General features: G+C 71.9%; 16 protein-coding genes. 9 read left to right on the top strand and 7 right to left on the bottom strand.

The window, feature by feature from the left end; genetic code table 11:
* Positions 1-3: 3 nt before the first annotated feature.
* Genes ACFYOB_RS37015 through ACFYOB_RS37025 form a run of 3 tightly spaced genes read right to left on the bottom strand, consistent with a single transcriptional unit; the run spans position 4 to position 2,922 of the window.
* A complete protein-coding gene (locus ACFYOB_RS37015) occupies positions 4-1,281 on the bottom strand; it encodes a CpaE family protein (RefSeq protein ID WP_388568210.1) in 1,278 nt (425 codons plus the stop codon).
* 7 nt (positions 1,282-1,288) lie between these two features.
* Positions 1,289-1,990 (bottom strand): Flp pilus assembly protein CpaB, encoded by a 702-nt coding sequence (cpaB, locus tag ACFYOB_RS37020; protein ID WP_388568212.1) that lies wholly within the window; start codon positions 1,988-1,990, stop codon positions 1,289-1,291.
* 47 nt (positions 1,991-2,037) lie between these two features.
* Positions 2,038-2,922, bottom strand: coding sequence for a hypothetical protein (locus ACFYOB_RS37025; protein WP_388568215.1), 885 nt, complete (start codon positions 2,920-2,922; stop codon positions 2,038-2,040).
* Positions 2,923-3,285: 363 nt separating this feature from the next.
* Between ACFYOB_RS37025 and ACFYOB_RS37030 the strand changes: the two genes are divergently transcribed.
* Both ACFYOB_RS37030 and ACFYOB_RS37035 read left to right on the top strand, forming a co-directional pair.
* Entirely contained in the window at positions 3,286-4,980 is a 1,695-nt protein-coding gene (locus tag ACFYOB_RS37030; RefSeq protein WP_388568217.1) for a chitinase, read from the top strand.
* A gap of 128 nt (positions 4,981-5,108) precedes the next feature.
* A complete protein-coding gene (locus ACFYOB_RS37035; RefSeq protein WP_388568220.1) occupies positions 5,109-6,443 on the top strand; it encodes a M14 family metallopeptidase in 1,335 nt (444 codons plus the stop codon).
* A 50-nt stretch (positions 6,444-6,493) separates the two neighbouring features.
* On the opposite strand, the gene ACFYOB_RS37040 is transcribed toward ACFYOB_RS37035, so the two are convergent.
* Both ACFYOB_RS37040 and ACFYOB_RS37045 read right to left on the bottom strand, forming a co-directional pair.
* Complete coding sequence (locus tag ACFYOB_RS37040; RefSeq protein ID WP_388568223.1) at positions 6,494-6,904, bottom strand: RidA family protein; 411 nt, start codon at positions 6,902-6,904, stop codon at positions 6,494-6,496.
* A complete protein-coding gene (locus tag ACFYOB_RS37045) occupies positions 6,901-7,656 on the bottom strand; it encodes an IclR family transcriptional regulator (protein ID WP_388568226.1) in 756 nt (251 codons plus the stop codon). Before ACFYOB_RS37045 ends, ACFYOB_RS37040 begins: the two co-directional genes overlap by 4 nt.
* Before the next feature lie 154 nt (positions 7,657-7,810).
* Between ACFYOB_RS37045 and ACFYOB_RS37050 the strand changes: the two genes are divergently transcribed.
* The 7 genes from ACFYOB_RS37050 to ACFYOB_RS37080 all read left to right on the top strand — a co-directional run bounded on the left by ACFYOB_RS37050 (position 7,811) and on the right by ACFYOB_RS37080 (position 13,662).
* Positions 7,811-9,097, top strand: coding sequence for an alanine racemase (locus ACFYOB_RS37050; RefSeq protein WP_388568229.1), 1,287 nt, complete (start codon positions 7,811-7,813; stop codon positions 9,095-9,097).
* Between the two features lie 9 nt (positions 9,098-9,106).
* Positions 9,107-10,699, top strand: a complete 1,593-nt coding sequence (locus tag ACFYOB_RS37055; protein WP_388568231.1) for an amidohydrolase family protein — start codon at positions 9,107-9,109, stop codon at positions 10,697-10,699.
* Between the two features lie 17 nt (positions 10,700-10,716).
* Positions 10,717-11,724, top strand: a complete 1,008-nt coding sequence (locus ACFYOB_RS37060; RefSeq protein ID WP_388568233.1) for a YdcF family protein — start codon at positions 10,717-10,719, stop codon at positions 11,722-11,724.
* A gap of 72 nt (positions 11,725-11,796) precedes the next feature.
* Complete coding sequence (locus ACFYOB_RS37065; protein WP_257554480.1) at positions 11,797-11,982, top strand: hypothetical protein; 186 nt, start codon at positions 11,797-11,799, stop codon at positions 11,980-11,982.
* Positions 11,983-12,140: 158 nt separating this feature from the next.
* Positions 12,141-12,593 (top strand): nitroreductase/quinone reductase family protein, encoded by a 453-nt coding sequence (locus tag ACFYOB_RS37070; RefSeq protein ID WP_388568235.1) that lies wholly within the window; start codon positions 12,141-12,143, stop codon positions 12,591-12,593.
* A 68-nt stretch (positions 12,594-12,661) separates the two neighbouring features.
* Complete coding sequence (locus ACFYOB_RS37075; protein ID WP_388568237.1) at positions 12,662-13,168, top strand: FBP domain-containing protein; 507 nt, start codon at positions 12,662-12,664, stop codon at positions 13,166-13,168.
* Between the two features lie 146 nt (positions 13,169-13,314).
* Complete coding sequence (locus ACFYOB_RS37080) at positions 13,315-13,662, top strand: DUF6083 domain-containing protein (protein WP_388568240.1); 348 nt, start codon at positions 13,315-13,317, stop codon at positions 13,660-13,662.
* Here the strand turns inward: ACFYOB_RS37080 and ACFYOB_RS37085 are convergent.
* Both ACFYOB_RS37085 and ACFYOB_RS37090 read right to left on the bottom strand, forming a co-directional pair.
* Complete coding sequence (locus tag ACFYOB_RS37085) at positions 13,659-14,210, bottom strand: GNAT family N-acetyltransferase (protein WP_388568242.1); 552 nt, start codon at positions 14,208-14,210, stop codon at positions 13,659-13,661. The genes ACFYOB_RS37080 and ACFYOB_RS37085 overlap by 4 nt on opposite strands.
* Before the next feature lie 131 nt (positions 14,211-14,341).
* Positions 14,342-14,818, bottom strand: a complete 477-nt coding sequence (locus tag ACFYOB_RS37090; RefSeq protein WP_388568245.1) for a macro domain-containing protein — start codon at positions 14,816-14,818, stop codon at positions 14,342-14,344.
* Positions 14,819-15,659: the final 841 nt, after the last annotated feature.

Below are 15,659 nucleotides of genomic sequence, written 5' to 3' on the forward strand. Positions count from 1 at the left end.
GCGTCAGCCCTCCCGGCCCCGGCGCAGCCGCGCCACCGGGCCCGAGGCGCGGACCGCGAGCGAGGCTCCCGGGGAGGGCGCGGCCGCCGGCGCGGCGGCCTCCGGGGCGGCCAGCAGACCCAGTTCGCCCGCCAGGGTCCACAGGGCCTGCTTCACCGTCGAGCGGTTGTCCAGGTCCTGGACCCGGCCGGCGTCCACCACGGCCTGGAGTTCCTTGAAGGCGGCCGGGACCGGGGTGCGGGTGGCGCGGGTCTTGGTGATCTTCTCGATCAGGGCGGGCTGGATCTCGGTGTGCTTGCTCCAGCGGTTGACGACCATCGCGGTGTCCTCCGCCTTGCGCACCTGGAGCCGCTCCCACATCCGGACCATCCGCTTGGCCGCCCGCACCGCGACCACGTCCGGGGTGGTGACCAGTACCGCCACGTCCGCCGTCTCCACCGCGGCGGCGTTCGCGCCCGTCACTTGCGTTCCGCAGTCGATGACGACGAGTTCGTAGCGGCCGCGCAGGGCGCCGATGATGTGCCGGGCGGCCCGCTCGTCGACCTCCTCGCCGCGCTCGCCGTCCGCCGGGGCCAGCAGCAGCGCCAGCCCGGTGCGGTCGTCGTAGACGGCGTCCTGGAGGACCCGCGGCGAGACGTCCTGGATCCCGGCGAGGTCGGCGATGGAGCGCCGGAACTGCACGTCGAGGTACGAGCCCACGTCGCCCGCCTGGAGGTCCATGTCGACCAGTGCGGTACGCCGCCCCGAGGCGGCCGCGGCCAGCGCGAACTGGACGGCGGTGAAGGTGGTGCCCACGCCCCCCTTGGCCCCGGTGACCGTGACGACCCGGCCGCCGGGCCCCGCCGGGAAGGCCTCGGCCGCGCCTCCCCCGAGGTGGCGGCGTACGCCGACGGACCACTGGGCGGCGGCCTGGACCCGCGCGGCGAGTTCGTCGTAGGAGAGCGGGAGGCCGATCAGGCCCCGCGCGCCCGAGTCCATCGCGGCGGAGAAGAGGGCCGGTCCGGCGTCCGAGGAGACCAGGACGACGCCGACCGCCGGGAAGCGCAGGGCCACCTCCCGGATGAGTTCCAGGGCGGGCACCGGGCCGATCCGCTCGTGGACGAGGACGACCTCGGGGAGTTCGTCGATCGACTCCGCGGCGAGGCGGGCCAGGGTGTCCAGCAAGGACGTGGAATCGGGGACCGGTGCGGCCGGCTCCGAGGCCGGGAGCTGGCTGAGCAGGGTCACGAGGACGCGCGCGGCGTCGGGGTCGCCGGCCGCGGGGAGGATTCGGGTGGTCATGCGCGCCTCACTTGTCCCCGTCGAGGGTGTACGTACGGTCGCCCGGGCTGGGCGCCGAGTCGGTGCCGGGGGCGACCAGGGCCAGGCGGACGTGCTCCGCGAAGGACTCGGCGTACGCGACGCGCTGGGTGTCCTTGGTGTTCAGGGCGAAGGTGATCGGGACGGCCTCGGCCGGCCCCTTGCGGTCGCTGTCCTTGTCCAGGGCGGTGAGCTTGCCGACGCCCAGGACCCGGGCGTTGGCGACGATGATCACCGACCGCGAGGGCTCGGTGTCCTTGGCGCCCTTGAAGGTGGCGATGATGTTGACCTTCGCGCCCGAGGTGATCTTGCCGGCCACGCCCGTCGCCGCGTCGATCATGATGGCGATCTCCTGCTCGCCCGCCTGCAGCTGCGGCCGGTCGACGAACATGTCCGCCTGGAGCAGCGAGCCCTTCTTCAGGGTGGTCAGCGCGATCTTGTCGCGGAGGGCGCCCAGGTCGGTGACGGCGGTCTCCGACAGCCACCGCTTGGGGATCCTGACCTCCTCGAACTGCCCGGCCGCGAGCGGGCTGTACGGCGCGATGTCGCCCTTGGCCCGGTACGCGACGACCTCGGCGCCGACCTTGGAGTTGACGTCGCCGATCACCACGAGGACTCCGGCGAAGGCCCCCAGGGCGCACAGGACCGACAGGAGCAGCAGAATGACGCCGCGGCGCTGGCGTGAGTTCATGGGCCGAAGTACCTCGCCGTTCTTCGTTCGTTCGATGTGTCGGTCGGTCAGGGTCTGGATCGGGCGGTGCTCGCGGGCGCGGCCTGCGGGGGCGGTGCGCTCAGGGGTGCGGCGCAGAAGCCGCAGCGGTCGCCGATGAGTTCGAGGCCGCACCAGCGGCACTCCTCGCGGCGGACCGAGGCGACGAGCTGGTAGAGGACGGACAGGTCCGGGATGCCGGCCGCGAACTCGACGAGCTTGGGGGTGCCCCACCAGCCGGGTGAGTCGGCCGGCAGGGGGTTCTCCATGACGCCCTGCACCTGCCAGGCGGGGGCGAGTTCGGCCGCCACCCAGTCGGAGGTGAGCTGGCCGCGGGCGAAGGTGAGGTGGGTGGCGAACTCGGGCCCGGCCGGCAGGGCGCCTCCGCCGCCGTGCGCCCCGGCGGTCCCCAGCTTCGCCAGGTGCGGCGTCGGGTGGGCGAGTACGGCGAACTGGGCGCTCGGCGACCACGACCTGGCGTGCGCCTTGAGCCCGACCGGGACCCGGTCGAGTTTGGCGACCGAGCCCAGCAGGGCGCCCGCGTAGATGTAGTGGGACAGCAGCCGCGCCGCGGAGGCGACGACTCCGGGGCTGAAGTCGCAGACGCTGAGCTGACGCAGCTGACGTACCAGCAGGGCGGTGCCCAGGGGCGGCAGATCGATCCCGAGGAGCGCGATCCGGTCGGTTTCGAGGATGGCCCGTACGGTGTGCAGCCGCTGGACGGTGGCGCGCGGGAGCCAGGGCGGTACGACGGCCACGAGATGGCCGTGCCGCTCCAGCAGCGCACTGGTCTCGGCGAGCGCGCCGTCCAGGTCCTGCCGCCCGGGCGGGTGCAGTAAGGCGGCCCCGGGCGTGTGCCGGTCGGGGGCCGGCAGTACGAGATCGGCGCTGGTGACAGCGATGGCGGTCGGCACGCGAATCCCCCCGTTCACCCCGTGCGCCACGGCCGTTCGCGTAGCCGCCGCACACACGCACACACTGCGCGACCGCAAACGATCGACGCCCTTCCCCCTTGCCCCAGCACCATATCCGCGTCCCCGCCGACGGGGCAGGGGCTTGGGAATTCCCGTGTGGACAGCACGCGTCACAGGTGGCGGGAAATCCGGACAACAGGGATCGGAGCGTCGACCTTTTCCAGCCACATTGCAAAGACTCTTGACACCGGGATTGGTCTGGACCAACTTGGCTGCGCCAGACCGTTTTCGAGGGGCGTCCCCACGCGCCCCTCCTTCTCCTCCCCTTCTCCTCATCCCCTTCCTCCCCCCACCGGAGCCCACGTGAACCGCATACGCTCCCTCGCCCTCCTCGGCGCCGCCACCCTCGCCGCGGGCGGCCTCACCGCCCTCGCCACCGGTACCGCGCAGGCCGCGGACGTCAACGTCGCCCGCAACGGCGGCTTCGAGTCCGGACTCGCCAACTGGTCCTGCTCCGGCGGAAGCGGCGCTTCCGTCTCCTCGCCGGTCTACGCCGGAACCGGCGCCCTCAAGGCCACCCCGGCGGGCCAGGACAACGCCCGCTGCAGCCAGACCGTCACGGTCAAGCCGAACTCGACGTACACGCTGAGCACGCAGGTCCAGGGCAGTTACGTGTACCTCGGCGCGACCGGCACCGGCACCCAGGACGTGTCCACCTGGACTCCCGGCTCGGGCTCGGGCTGGCAGAAGCTCTCCACCACCTTCACCACCGGCCCCAGCACCACCCAGGTCACCGTCTACACCCACGGCTGGTACGGCCAGCCGGCGTACGTCGTGGACGAGTTCAGCGTCTTCGGCCCGGACGGAGGTGGCGGCACCGACCCCGGCCCGGGTCTGCCCGGCGCTCCCGTCGGGACCGCCGTTTCCGGCCAGAGCGCGAGCGGGCTCACCCTTTCGTGGAACGCGGTCGGCGGGGCCACCGGCTATTACGTGTATCAGGACGGCACCCGCGTCCGGACCGTGTCCCAGGCCTCCGCCCAGATCACCGGACTCGCGGCCTCGACCTCGTACTCGTTCCAGGTGAGCGCGTACAACGCGGCGGGTGAGGGCCCCAAGTCCGCGAGCGTCACCGGCACCACGACCGGCGGCGGCGGTCCGAACCCGAACCCGGCCGTCCCCAAGCACGCGCTGACCGGCTACTGGCAGAACTTCAACAACGGAGCGACGGTCCAGAAGATCTCCGACGTCTCCGCCCAGTACGACATCATCGCGGTCTCCTTCGCCGACGCCACGACCACGCCCGGCGCCATCGCCTTCAACCTCGACTCGGCCGGCCTCGGCGGCTACACCGTCGACCGGTTCAAGTCGGACATCGCCGCGAAGAAGGCGGCCGGCAAGTCGGTCATCCTCTCGATCGGCGGCGAGAAGGGCACCATCTCCGTCAATGACTCCGCCTCCGCGAACAACCTCGCGAACTCGGCGTACGCGCTGATGCAGGAGTACGGCTTCTCCGGCATCGACATCGACCTGGAGAACGGCCTCAACCCGACCTACATGACGCAGGCGCTGCGCGCGCTGTCGGCGAAGGCGGGCTCCTCGCTCGTCATCACGATGGCCCCGCAGACCATCGACATGCAGTCCACGCAGGGCGGCTACTTCAAGACGGCGCTGAACATCAAGGACATCCTCACCGTCGTCAACATGCAGTACTACAACAGCGGCTCGATGAACGGCTGCGACGGCAACGTCTACTCCCAGGGCTCGGTGGACTTCCTCACCGCGCTGGCCTGCATCCAGCTGGAGGGCGGCCTCGACCCCTCGCAGGTGGGCATCGGGGTCCCGGCCTCACCGAGCGGAGCGGGCAGCGGCTACGTCTCCCCGGCCGTCGTGAACAACGCCCTGGACTGCCTGACCAGGGGCACGAGCTGCGGATCCTTCAAGCCGTCAAAGACCTACCCGGGCCTGCGCGGCGCGATGACCTGGTCGACGAACTGGGACGCCAAGGCGGGTAGTGCTTGGTCCGAAGCGGTGGGTCCGAAGGTCCACGGCCTCCCGTAGGCGGTAGGTGTGTGGGGGTGGCCGGTTTCGGTTCGGCGGACAGCGCACGTCCTTGACCGGAACATGCCACGAGAGCACGCTGTGCGCGTCCGCACGGCTACCCCCACACTCCCCACCCAGGAGAACGCATGCGGCTTCAGACCCGCCGAAGGGCCGCCGTCACGGCGGCCCTGCTGGCGCTCGCGCTCGGCGCACCCGCCTACGGCATGAGCGCGACGGCATCACCACCGCCCACCCCGTCCACCGCCACCCAGGACGAGGCAATCGTCCAGTACCGGATCCACGGCCCCTCGACGGCCGCCGACCGCACCGCGCTGCTCCGCACGGGCGTGTCGATCGACGAAGTGGACGACCACACCGTCGTGGTCAGCGCCGACACCATGCAGGCCAAGAACCTGCGCGCGCTCGGCTACCGGCTCACCGCCCTGCCCGGCCCCCCGGACCGCAACCTGCCCGGGATCGCCGCCGGCACCATGGACTTCCCCTCGGCGGACGCCAAGTACCACAACTACGCCGAGGCGAACGCGGAGATCGACCAGCGCATCGCCCAGTACCCCGGAATCATGAGCAAGCGCGTGATCGGGAAGTCGTACCAGGGCCGCGATCTCATCGCGATCAAGATCAGCGACAACGTCGCCACCGACGAGGCCGAGCCCGAGGTGCTCTTCACCCACCACCAGCACGCCCGCGAGCACCTGACCGTGGAAATGGCCCTGTACCTGCTCAAGGAGTTCGGCTCCAAGTACGGTACCGACTCCCGGATCACCAACGCGGTCAACGGCCGCGAGATCTGGATCATCCCGGACCTCAACCCGGACGGCGGCGAGTACGACATCGCCACCGGCTCCTACCGCTCCTGGCGCAAGAACCGCCAGCCCAACTCCGGCTCCTCGTACGTCGGCACGGACGAGAACCGGAACTGGAACTACAAGTGGGGCTGCTGCGGCGGCTCCAGCGGCAGCAGGAGCTCCGAGACCTACCGCGGCGCGGCCGCCGAGTCGGCACCCGAGGTGAAGGTGGTCTCGGACTTCGTACGCAGCCGGGTCGTCGGCGGCAAGCAGCAGATCACGGCCGCGATCGACTTCCACACGTACAGCGAGCTGGTCCTGTGGCCGTTCGGCTGGACCTACAACGACACCGCGCCCGGCATGACCGCGGACGACCTCGCCGTGTACAAGAAGATCGGCACCAGCATGGCGGCCAGCAACGGCTACACCCCGGAGCAGTCGAGCGACCTGTACATCACGGACGGAACCATCGACGACTGGCTGTGGGGCAACCAGAAGATCTTCTCCTACACCTTCGAGATGTACCCGGCGAGCTCCGGCGGCGGCGGCTTCTACCCGCCCGACGAGGTGATCGACCGTGAGACGGCGCGCAACAAGGACGCGGTGCTCCAGCTGCTGGAGAACGCGGACTGCATGTACCGCTCGATCGGCAAGGAAGCCCAGTACTGCCCGTAGTCCTCTGTGAACGGGGCGCCCCACCGCCAGGGGGGCGCCCCTGCGGTGTCTCAGCCGAGCACCGCGAGCGCGTCGATCTCGACGAGCAGCCCGGCCGGCAGCCCGACGTACACGGTGGTCCGGGCGGCGGGGGCCTCCTTCAGGCCCTGCGCCTCGAAGTAGGCGTCGTAGATCTCGTTCATCTCGCCGAAGTGGCCGGTGTCCGTCAGGTAGACGCGGATCATCATCACGTCGTCCCAGCCCGCGCCGCCGGCCTCCAGTACGGCACGGACGTTCTCCAGCGTCTGGAGGGTCTGCTCGCGCAGCGTCGGCCCGGCGGGAGTGGGCGGCCGGCCGTCGACGTGCGGGAGGAAGCCGACCTGGCCGGCGACCTGCAGGATGTTCCCCTTGCGCACCCCGTGCGAGAACCTCGCGGGCGGGGTGGTGTGGGTGCCGGGGGTGATGGCGGTCTTGTCGGTCACGGGGTGGCCTCCTGGGTTCCCGAGTAGTCCTGGCTGATGGCGTCCGCGGTACGCAGTACCAGCGGCAGCAGTTCGAGCAGCCCGTCGGCGCTGACCACCACGCTGGGCGCGGACACCGACAGCGCGGCGGCGACCCGCCCGCCCGGCCCGTACACCGGCGCGCCGAGGCAGTTGACGGACTCCTCGTGCCCCCCGAGGTCGGTGGCCCAGCCCTGGGCCCGTACGCGGTCCAGCTCGCGGAGGAACGCGGCGGCGTCCGGGGTGGAACGGGCGGTGTACCGCGGGTACTCGATCCGTCCGGCGAGGCTCCTGCGCTCGGGCTCGGGGAGGTCGGCGAGGAGCAGCTTGGCGACGGCTGCGACGGTGAGGGGCACGGGCTTGCCGATGCGGGAGTACATGCGGACCGGGTAGCGGCTGTCGACCTTGTCGATGTACACGACCTCGTCGTCCTGGAGGAGGGCGAGGTGGACGGTGTGCCCGGTGACCTTGTTCAGCTCGACTAGGTGGGGGTGCGCGATCTCCCGGACGTCGAGGTTCTCGACGGCCTCGGCGGCGAGCGCGAACAACTGCGCGCCGAGCCGGTAGCGGCCGTCGGGCTGCCGGTACACGAACCCGCGCTCGTGCAGGGTGCGCAGCAGGCGCAGCGCGGTGCTCTTGTGCACGCCGAGCTCGTCGGCGACCTGGCCGAGGCCGGCCGGGCCCCGGGCGAGCAGCGGCAGGATCGCGAGCGCCCGTTCCACGGACTGGCTCATCCCTCGTCCTCTCGTACGGTCACTGCGACCCCGGCTCCGCCGGCGCCCCAGCAGGAACGCCGCACGTTGACCCGTCGTCATCCGGGATGTTAGACAGCATGCAGCGGCATACGCAACGACCGTTGCGCACAATGCAATCCCGGGAGGCACCCGCATGGCCAGCGACCCCGTCAAGGACCTCGCCGACGAACCGGTCGACCACCGGTTCAAGGGCCTCCCGCCGGACGCCCAGACCGCCGGCCTCACCGTCGGCCGGCTGGCCGCCGAGCGCCGCCCCCTGCACACCGGCGGTTTCACCACCCCCGTCCTGACCCTCGACGCGGACGCGCTGGAGCACAACCTCACCGCCCTCGGCACGTACGCCGCCCGCCACTCCCTCGCCTTCGCGCCGCACGGCAAGACCTGCATGGCCCCACAGCTCTTCCAGCGCCAGCTGGACCACGGCGCGTGGGGCATCACCGTCGCCATGCCCCACCAGGCCCGCGTCTGCCGGGCCTTCGGCATCCGGCGGATCTTCCTGGCCAACGAGCTCGTGGACGCGCCCGCCCTGCGCTGGGTCGCCGACGAGCTCGCCGCCGACCCCGGCTTCCGGTTCGTCTGCTACGTCGACTCCGTCCGCGGGGTCGAGCTCATGGACGCCGCCCTGCACGGCCACGGCGCCGTCGTCGACGTCGTCCTCGAACTCGGCGCCGGGGCAGAGGGACGTACGGGGCTGCGTACCGACGCCGAATGCCAGGCCGTCGCCGACGCCGTCGCAGCGGCCCCCACCCTGCGCCTGGCCGGTGTGGCCGGCTACGAGGCCACCATGCCCGGCGCCGACGCCGACACGGTCCGCGCCTGGCTGCACCGCCTCACCGCGCTCGCCGCCGATCTCGACAAGCGGGGCCACTTCACCGGCACCGGCCTGGACGAGGTCATCGTCAGCGCCGGCGGCAGCGAATGGTTCGACGCCGTCGCCGAGGTCTTCGCGCAGATCCCGGAGCTGTCGCTGCCCGTGCTGCCGCTGCTGCGCTCCGGCGCGTACGTCTCCCACGACCACGGCTGGTACTCGGGCCTGACCCCCTTCAACCGGGTCCCCGAGGAGGGCGGCCTGCTCCCCGCCTTCCGGCTGTGGACCCAGGTGGTCTCCCGCCCCACACCCGGCCAGGCCTTCGTCAACGCCGGCAAGCGCGACATCGCCTACGACCTGGGCCTGCCCGAGGTGCTCACCGTGCGCAGCGCCCGCGACGGCGTCGAGCGCGCCGCGACCGGCATCCGGGTGTCCAAGCTGTCCGACCAGCACGCCTGGATCGAGACGGACGCCGACGCCACCGCGCTGGAGGTCGGCGACTGGGTCTCCCTCGGCATGGCCCACCCCTGCACGATCTTCGAGAAATGGCCGCTGATCCCGGTGGTGGAGTCGGACGGCACGGTCAGCGACTACGTCCGCACGTTCTTCTAGACCCCGGCCGTGGACCTGGTCATCCGCGGGGCCCGCGTCGTCGACGGCACGGGCGGGCCCTCGTACACCGCCGACGTCGGCGTGCACGAGGGCCGGATCGCCGGGATCGGATCGCTCCGCGGGGGGCGCAGGACCGTCGACGCGCACGGGCTGGCCCTCGCGCCCGGCTTCGTCGACATGCACGCCCACAGCGACCTCGCGCTGCTCCGCGACCCGGACCACAGCGCGAAGGCCGCGCAGGGCGTGACCCTCGAAGTCCTCGGCCAGGACGGCCTGTCGTACGCGCCCGCCGACGAACGCACCCTGGGCGAGGTGCGGGCCGCCATCGCGGGCTGGAACGGCGCCGGGGACGACGTCGACTTCGACTGGCGCACGGTCGGCGAGTACCTCGACCGCCTGGACCGGGCCCACGGCGGCCAGGGCTGCGCCGTCAACGCCGCCTACCTCGTCCCCCAGGGCACGGTCCGCGCGTACGCCCTCGGCTGGGACGACCGGCCCGCGACCGGAGCCGAGCTGGACCGCATGCGGCAGCTGGTCGCCGAGGGCCTCGCGCAGGGCGCCGTGGGCATGTCCTCCGGCCTGACCTACACCCCCGGCATGTACGCCTCCGGCGCCGAACTGACCGAACTGTGCCGCGTGGTGGCGCGGTACGGCGGCTACTACTGCCCCCACCACCGCTCGTACGGCCACGGCGCGCTCGCCGCCTACGCCGAGATGGTCGAGCTGACCCGGGAGGCCGGCTGCGCCCTGCACCTCGCGCACGCCACGATGAACTTCGGTGAGAACCGGGGCCGGGCCCCCGAGCTGCTGGCCCTGCTGGACGCGGCCCTGGCCGAGGGCTGCGACATCACCCTGGACAGCTACCCGTACACCCCCGGCTGCACCACCCTCGTCGCCCTGCTGCCCAGTTGGGCGAACGAGGGCGGCCCGCAGGCCGTCCTCGCCCGGCTGCGCGACGACGCCACCGCCGAGCGGATCCGCCACGCGCTGGAGGCCGAAGGCGCGGACGGCTGCCACGGTGTGCCCGTCGACTGGTCGACGGTTCAGATCTCGGGCGTCACCGATCCCGCGTACGGCCGGTACGTCGGCACGCGTGTCGACGGCTGGGACACCGCCCGCCGGCTGCTGCTCGGCGACCGGCTCGCGCCGACGATCCTCCAGCACGTCGGCCACGAGGAGAACGTCCGGGCGATCATGCGCCACCGCGTCCACACCGGCGGCTCCGACGGGATCCTCCAGGGCGCGAAGCCGCATCCGCGCGCCTACGGCACCTTCCCGCACTACCTCGGCCACTACGTCCGCGAACTCGGCGTGCTCTGTCTGGAGGAGTGCGTCGCGCACCTCTCCGGCCGCCCTGCGGCCCGCCTGCGCCTGCCCGACCGGGGCCTGGTCCGCGTCGGCCACCGCGCCGACCTGGTCCTCTTCGACCCGGACACGGTCGCGGCCGGGTCCACGTACGAGAACCCGCGCGCCCTGCCCACCGGCATCCCGCACGTCCTGATCGACGGACGCTTCGTCATACGGGACGGGCGGCGCACCGACGTCCTGGCGGGGCGGTCGGTAAGGTCCGTGCGTCGCACCCCCGTTCAGCTTTCCCGGTGACATTTACGATAAAAGGCATGGTCCCCCTCGTCCTTGCCGCCCTGCTCTTCCTCGCCTTCTGCCTCAGCGCCCGCAACGACCGCCGCCGCTTCCGCAACGCCGTACTCCTCGGCCTGACCCTCCTCTTCCTCTCCTTCGGCCTGCTCCTCCAGGTGAAGGCGCTGCCGGGCTGGCTGGCCGCCGCCGTCCTGCTGGTGGTCCTCGCCGTGCCCACGCTCGGCCTGGTGGCGCTCGGCGTCTTCCTCGTCGCCAACGGCGTGACCATGGTCCGCAAGGAGGGCACCCGCCTGCCCAACCTGCTGTCGCTGCTCGCGGGCCTCGGGATCTTCGCGATGATCGCCCTGCTGTTCGTCGTCGGCCTGGCCCGCTCCGTGGTCCTCGCGGGCATCGTGGCGACCCTCGTCGCGGTCGTCGCGTACGTCTCCTTCGTCTTCCTGTGCTTCCTCGGCTACGCCTTCCTCTACGGGCGGATCAAGGTGCGGGGCGACGTCGACCACGTGGTCATGCTCGGCTCGGGCCTGATCGGCGGGGAGCGGGTGCCGCCGCTGCTGGCCTCGCGACTGCGCAAGGGACAGGAGATCTACGAGGCCCAGCTGGCCCGGGGCGGCCGGCCGCCGGTGCTGCTCGTCTCGGGCGGCAAGGGCTCGGACGAGAAGGTCTCCGAGGCCCGCGCGATGGCGGACTGGCTGATCGCGCAGGGCGTGCCGGCGGAGCACGTCACGCTGGAGGACCGGTCCCGCACGACCGAGGAGAACATGCGGTTCAGCCGCGAGCTCATGCTGGCGGACGACCCGGGCTACCGGTGCGTGGTGGTCACGAACGACTTCCACGCCTTCCGGGCCGCGATGATGGCCCGCAAGGCCGGGGTCAACGGGCAGGTGCTGGGCTCGCCCACGGCCCGGTACTTCTGGCCGACCGCCACGATCCGCGAGTTCGTCGCGGTGTTCTGGGAGCACAAGGCGGTGAACCTGGGGATCTGCGGCGTGCTGGTAGCCGCCGGGGCACTGGCGACCGTCGGCGGCTGAGCCCCGGCCGACGTGCGTTCATGGGGCCGCCGCCGGAGGATGGGGGCCAGGGGGTACCGGAGGAGGTACGCGATGGACAGTGAATCGGACCAGCAGCCGACACGGTCGGACCGGCTCTTCACGGGCGGGGAGCGGCCGTACGACCCCGAGGACCTCGTGATGGCGACCGGCCACGACCCGACTCCGGAGCGGGTCGAGAAGGCGCGCCAGCTGATCGAGAAGGAGGGCCCGCAGGTCATCGAGCGCTACCTGCCGTAGCGCTCCGCACGCACGCTGCTGATACCCCGGCCCGGGGTCGCCCCCCGGGCCGGGGTCGTATCCGGGGAGGCGGGGCGGGGCAGGGCGGCGCCGGACCGCATCCAGAGCCGGTGAATGCTCGTTAGCCGTCCGGGGGCCACAACCCTAAGGACTGGTGAATGCACGCTCTCGACATCGACTGGGACCGCCCCACGGACCCCAGACCCGGCCCACAGCTCGACCACGTCCGCGCGTACGTGACCACGGCGGGCGCCGACGGCCACCTGTGGCACGGGGTCCCCACCCTGCTGCTCACCACGGTCGACCGCGCCACCGGCCGCACCGTCCGCACCCCGCTGATCTACGGCGAGGACCGGGACACGGCCCGCCTCATCGTCCTGGCCTCGGCCTACGGCGCCGCGGACCACCCGGCCTGGTACGAGAACCTCGCCGCCCACCCGGAGGCCCGCGTCCAGCTCGGCGCCACCACCTTCAGAGCCACGGCGCGCACGGCCACACCGACGGAGCGGGACACGTACTGGGACATGATGACGGCCCTGTGGCCCCCGTTCGAGGACGACCAGGTCTCCGCCTGGCCGCGGGAGATCCCGCTGGTCATCCTGCAGCGCTGAGGAATGGTTCCTGCGTACCCGGCTTATTGGGGTGCGGGCTGGTCAGGGCACACGTAGGGTCGACGCCCGTGGAACCACTCACCGAGAAGCAAATCCGCTCATCCTTCGTGAACTGCACCAAGGGCGAGGCGGCGCGGCTGCGGCTGCCCCTCGACTTCACCGAACTGCCCTGGGAAGACCTGGACTTCCTCGGCTGGGTGGATCCGGGGGCGCCGCTGCGGGCACATCTCGTACTGCCGGGGGCCGAGGGCCCGGTGGGCGTCTCGCTGCGGGTACCCGCCGTGAACCGCACCAGCGCGGTGAAGTCCAGCCTCTGCCAGATCTGCCTGACCGGCCACGCGTCCTCCGGGGTCACCCTGCTCGCCGCCCCGCTGGCAGGCGCCCGGGGCCGTGACGGCAACACCGTCGGCATCTACGTCTGCGCGGACCTCGCCTGCCCCCTGTACGTACGCGGCAAGCGGCAGCCGAAGCTGCGCGCCGGCCGGTACGAGGAGTCCCTCACCCAGGACGAGCGCCTCGCGCGCATGTCCGACAACCTGGACGCCTTCGTGGCCAGGGTCACGGCGTCTGCCTGAGCCCCGGCCCAGGGCCAGGAACCGCCGCCGACGGTCCACGTCCGGGATTCCTGAGGACCGTCACGACCCGTTCGGGTCAATGATCACCGAACCGGTCGCCCGGCCCACCCCCCTTCCGCTACCAACAGGACGCAAGGGGGGAACAGTTGCACGCACACACCGACGAGCAGGACCGCAGAAGCCGGGACACCGGGCCGTTCCTCCTCGCGAACGTACTGGCGGACACCCTCGTCACCATCGGCCGGCAACAGGCGTCCGATGCCCGCGAGGGCACCCCCGCCACCTGCCGTCACTGCGGGGAAGCCGCCTACTGGCACAAGACCGTCCGGGGCAAATGGATCCTCATCCAGCCCGGCGAGACCCCCTGCCACCTCGTGCCGGCGGGCAAGCGCTGGCGTATCGCGGGCGACGGCACCGCCGTGAACCTCGGCGCCTCCCTCCCCTCGGACACGTGCCGGGTGAGCCACTTCGACGTGTGCGCGGGACTCCGCTAGGAGGCCGCCGCGGCGACCGCGCTGTACGTGCGTCCACCCGTGACGTAGTCGCCGAGCGGGGTCATGCCGAAGCCGTCCACGTGCGCCTTCCAGGAAGCCACGTTCCCGGCTTCGATGAAGGCCACCACCACGTCGGCCCGCCCCGATGCCGCCGCCAGCGCCATGGTGAACAACGCCCGGGCCACGCCGTGACCCCGGTAGCCCGCGTCGACCACGACCGGACCGTAGAGCAGCCAGCTCACCTCGCTCAGCGGGCGGCCCTCCCACTCCAGCGTGTCCTGGGCCTGGAGCAGGCCCGCGACCGCAGGCGGCGGGGCGGGCATGTCCTCGGCCACCGACAGGGCCAGCAGCCCGGCGACCCGGCCCGCGTCGTCCGCGACGAGCAGTTCCCCGGCCGCAGCCATGGCGCCCAACGTGACGACGTCGAACGCACCCTGCACGAAGCCCTGCCGGGCGCGCTGCTCCGGTGTCAGGGCGTCATGGTGGTTGGCGGCGAAGAGTTCGGCCATGGCGGGCGCGTCGGCCTCGGTGGCGTACCGGTACTGCATGACGCGATCCCGCCTCTGTCGTCGTGGCGACGGACACCCGGAGCGGCGTCCTCGTGGTCACCGGTGAGCATGGCACGGCGGTGGCCGTTCCCGTCGGAGTTGCTCTGCGGGTCGCGGTTCATCCACCACCGTCACTCGTGGTCGTAGACGGTCACCTCCACGTCGCGCGCGCACAACGCGTCGGTGATCAGCGGCTCGATACGGGACCACTTCCCGCCGGCCAGCCCGCAGCCGATGCGCGGCATGTGGACGGACGCCCCCAGCTCGACGGCCTGGTCGGCCAACGCGGCGAGGCAGCGCTCCACGGCGTCGTACCGGATCGGCGGTCCCCCGCTCCCGGTGCGTATCCCATGCTGGCCCACCATGTTGGCCACCCACGCATCGGGCTGCACCCGCACCAGTTGCACGGCCCCGAGCCCGAAGTCGTTCCCGCTGCGCCCCCGGTGCCAGGCCCGGTACGCGGCCTCCGGCTCGGGCCACCGCTTCGAAACGGCCAGCACGAAGCCCTTCCCCCACCCTCCCAAGTCGTTGCAGACATGGGCAATGATCTTGGGCCCCTTGGCCTGCGGACTCGTGGCATCCCCGGCAATGATCCTCAGCGGCTTCATATCGAAACGCTATGCGAGCCCACTGACAGCGGGATGGGGCAGCGGCTTCGGGGGGCGGTCGGTGGCTTCGGGGGGGGGGACCTCAGCCGGGCGGCATCAGGGAGGCGGGGCGGCGGCTCCGAGGGCCGGGACCTCAGCCGGGCGGCATCAGGGAGGCGGGGCGGCGGCTTCGGGCGGGTTGCTGTCCCTGGGCGGGATCAGAGAAGGGCTGGAGGTTTCCCGTCCGTCCCATCGTCTTCCGGGTCGGGCCGGCCCCTCAAGGGCGCTCCTTCGTCGCGTCGCTGCGCGATGGCCTTCGGCCACCCTTGACCGACCGGCCCGACCCGGAAACTTCGAGGACAGACGGGAACCCCCCAAAAGAACGGTCACGGGGGACAGGAGGCGATGCGGGGTCATCAGGGACGCAGGGGCCCGTTTCCCCGAGCCAGCCCACACCAAGCAGCGCCCAGAAGCCCATCGGGGTCGGCCAGGCGGGCAGGCGCCTCAGATCGCTACGCGCTCCTCACGTCTCAGCGTCCGACGGCCGTCCGGGGCCGGACATAAGCCGCCCACGATCCCCGCCTACGTCTCCGAGCGTGCGACTGTGGGCGGTTTGCCCCCATTTGGCGGCGAGTTGGGGGATAGTGGATCACTTCCCGGAGTGAGAGCCCGAAAAATCCGGCACCACACTCCACCAGACCGGATTCCCACCCACCAGACCGGATTCCGCGCCCACGACCGCCCGCAGACGACCGCCGGCGCCCCCGTCTCGCGCCGATGGGGCGCTTCCGGCGGCCCGCAGACGCCCGACAAGCGCGCCCACACGCACACTCCGAGGCGGCCCATGCCCAGCCACATGCCG

Source organism: Streptomyces sp. NPDC006463, from assembly GCF_042870715.1.
GTDB lineage: Bacteria > Actinomycetota > Actinomycetes > Streptomycetales > Streptomycetaceae > Streptomyces.

What these genes read in the sequence shown, in the direction of transcription:
- ACFYOB_RS37045 (WP_388568226.1), bottom strand. Translation starts at nt 7,656, where the DNA reads ATGAGCCAGTCCGTGGAACGGGCGCTCGCGATCCTGCCGCTGCTCGCC.
- ACFYOB_RS37035 (WP_388568220.1), top strand. Translation starts at nt 5,109, where the DNA reads ATGCGGCTTCAGACCCGCCGAAGGGCCGCCGTCACGGCGGCCCTGCTG.
- ACFYOB_RS37050 (WP_388568229.1), top strand. Translation starts at nt 7,811, where the DNA reads ATGGCCAGCGACCCCGTCAAGGACCTCGCCGACGAACCGGTCGACCAC.
- ACFYOB_RS37065 (WP_257554480.1), top strand. Translation starts at nt 11,797, where the DNA reads ATGGACAGTGAATCGGACCAGCAGCCGACACGGTCGGACCGGCTCTTC.
- ACFYOB_RS37060 (WP_388568233.1), top strand. Translation starts at nt 10,717, where the DNA reads ATGGTCCCCCTCGTCCTTGCCGCCCTGCTCTTCCTCGCCTTCTGCCTC.
- ACFYOB_RS37090 (WP_388568245.1), bottom strand. Translation starts at nt 14,818, where the DNA reads ATGAAGCCGCTGAGGATCATTGCCGGGGATGCCACGAGTCCGCAGGCC.
- ACFYOB_RS37070 (WP_388568235.1), top strand. Translation starts at nt 12,141, where the DNA reads ATGCACGCTCTCGACATCGACTGGGACCGCCCCACGGACCCCAGACCC.
- ACFYOB_RS37015 (WP_388568210.1), bottom strand. Translation starts at nt 1,281, where the DNA reads ATGACCACCCGAATCCTCCCCGCGGCCGGCGACCCCGACGCCGCGCGC.
- cpaB (WP_388568212.1), bottom strand. Translation starts at nt 1,990, where the DNA reads ATGAACTCACGCCAGCGCCGCGGCGTCATTCTGCTGCTCCTGTCGGTC.
- ACFYOB_RS37085 (WP_388568242.1), bottom strand. Translation starts at nt 14,210, where the DNA reads ATGCAGTACCGGTACGCCACCGAGGCCGACGCGCCCGCCATGGCCGAA.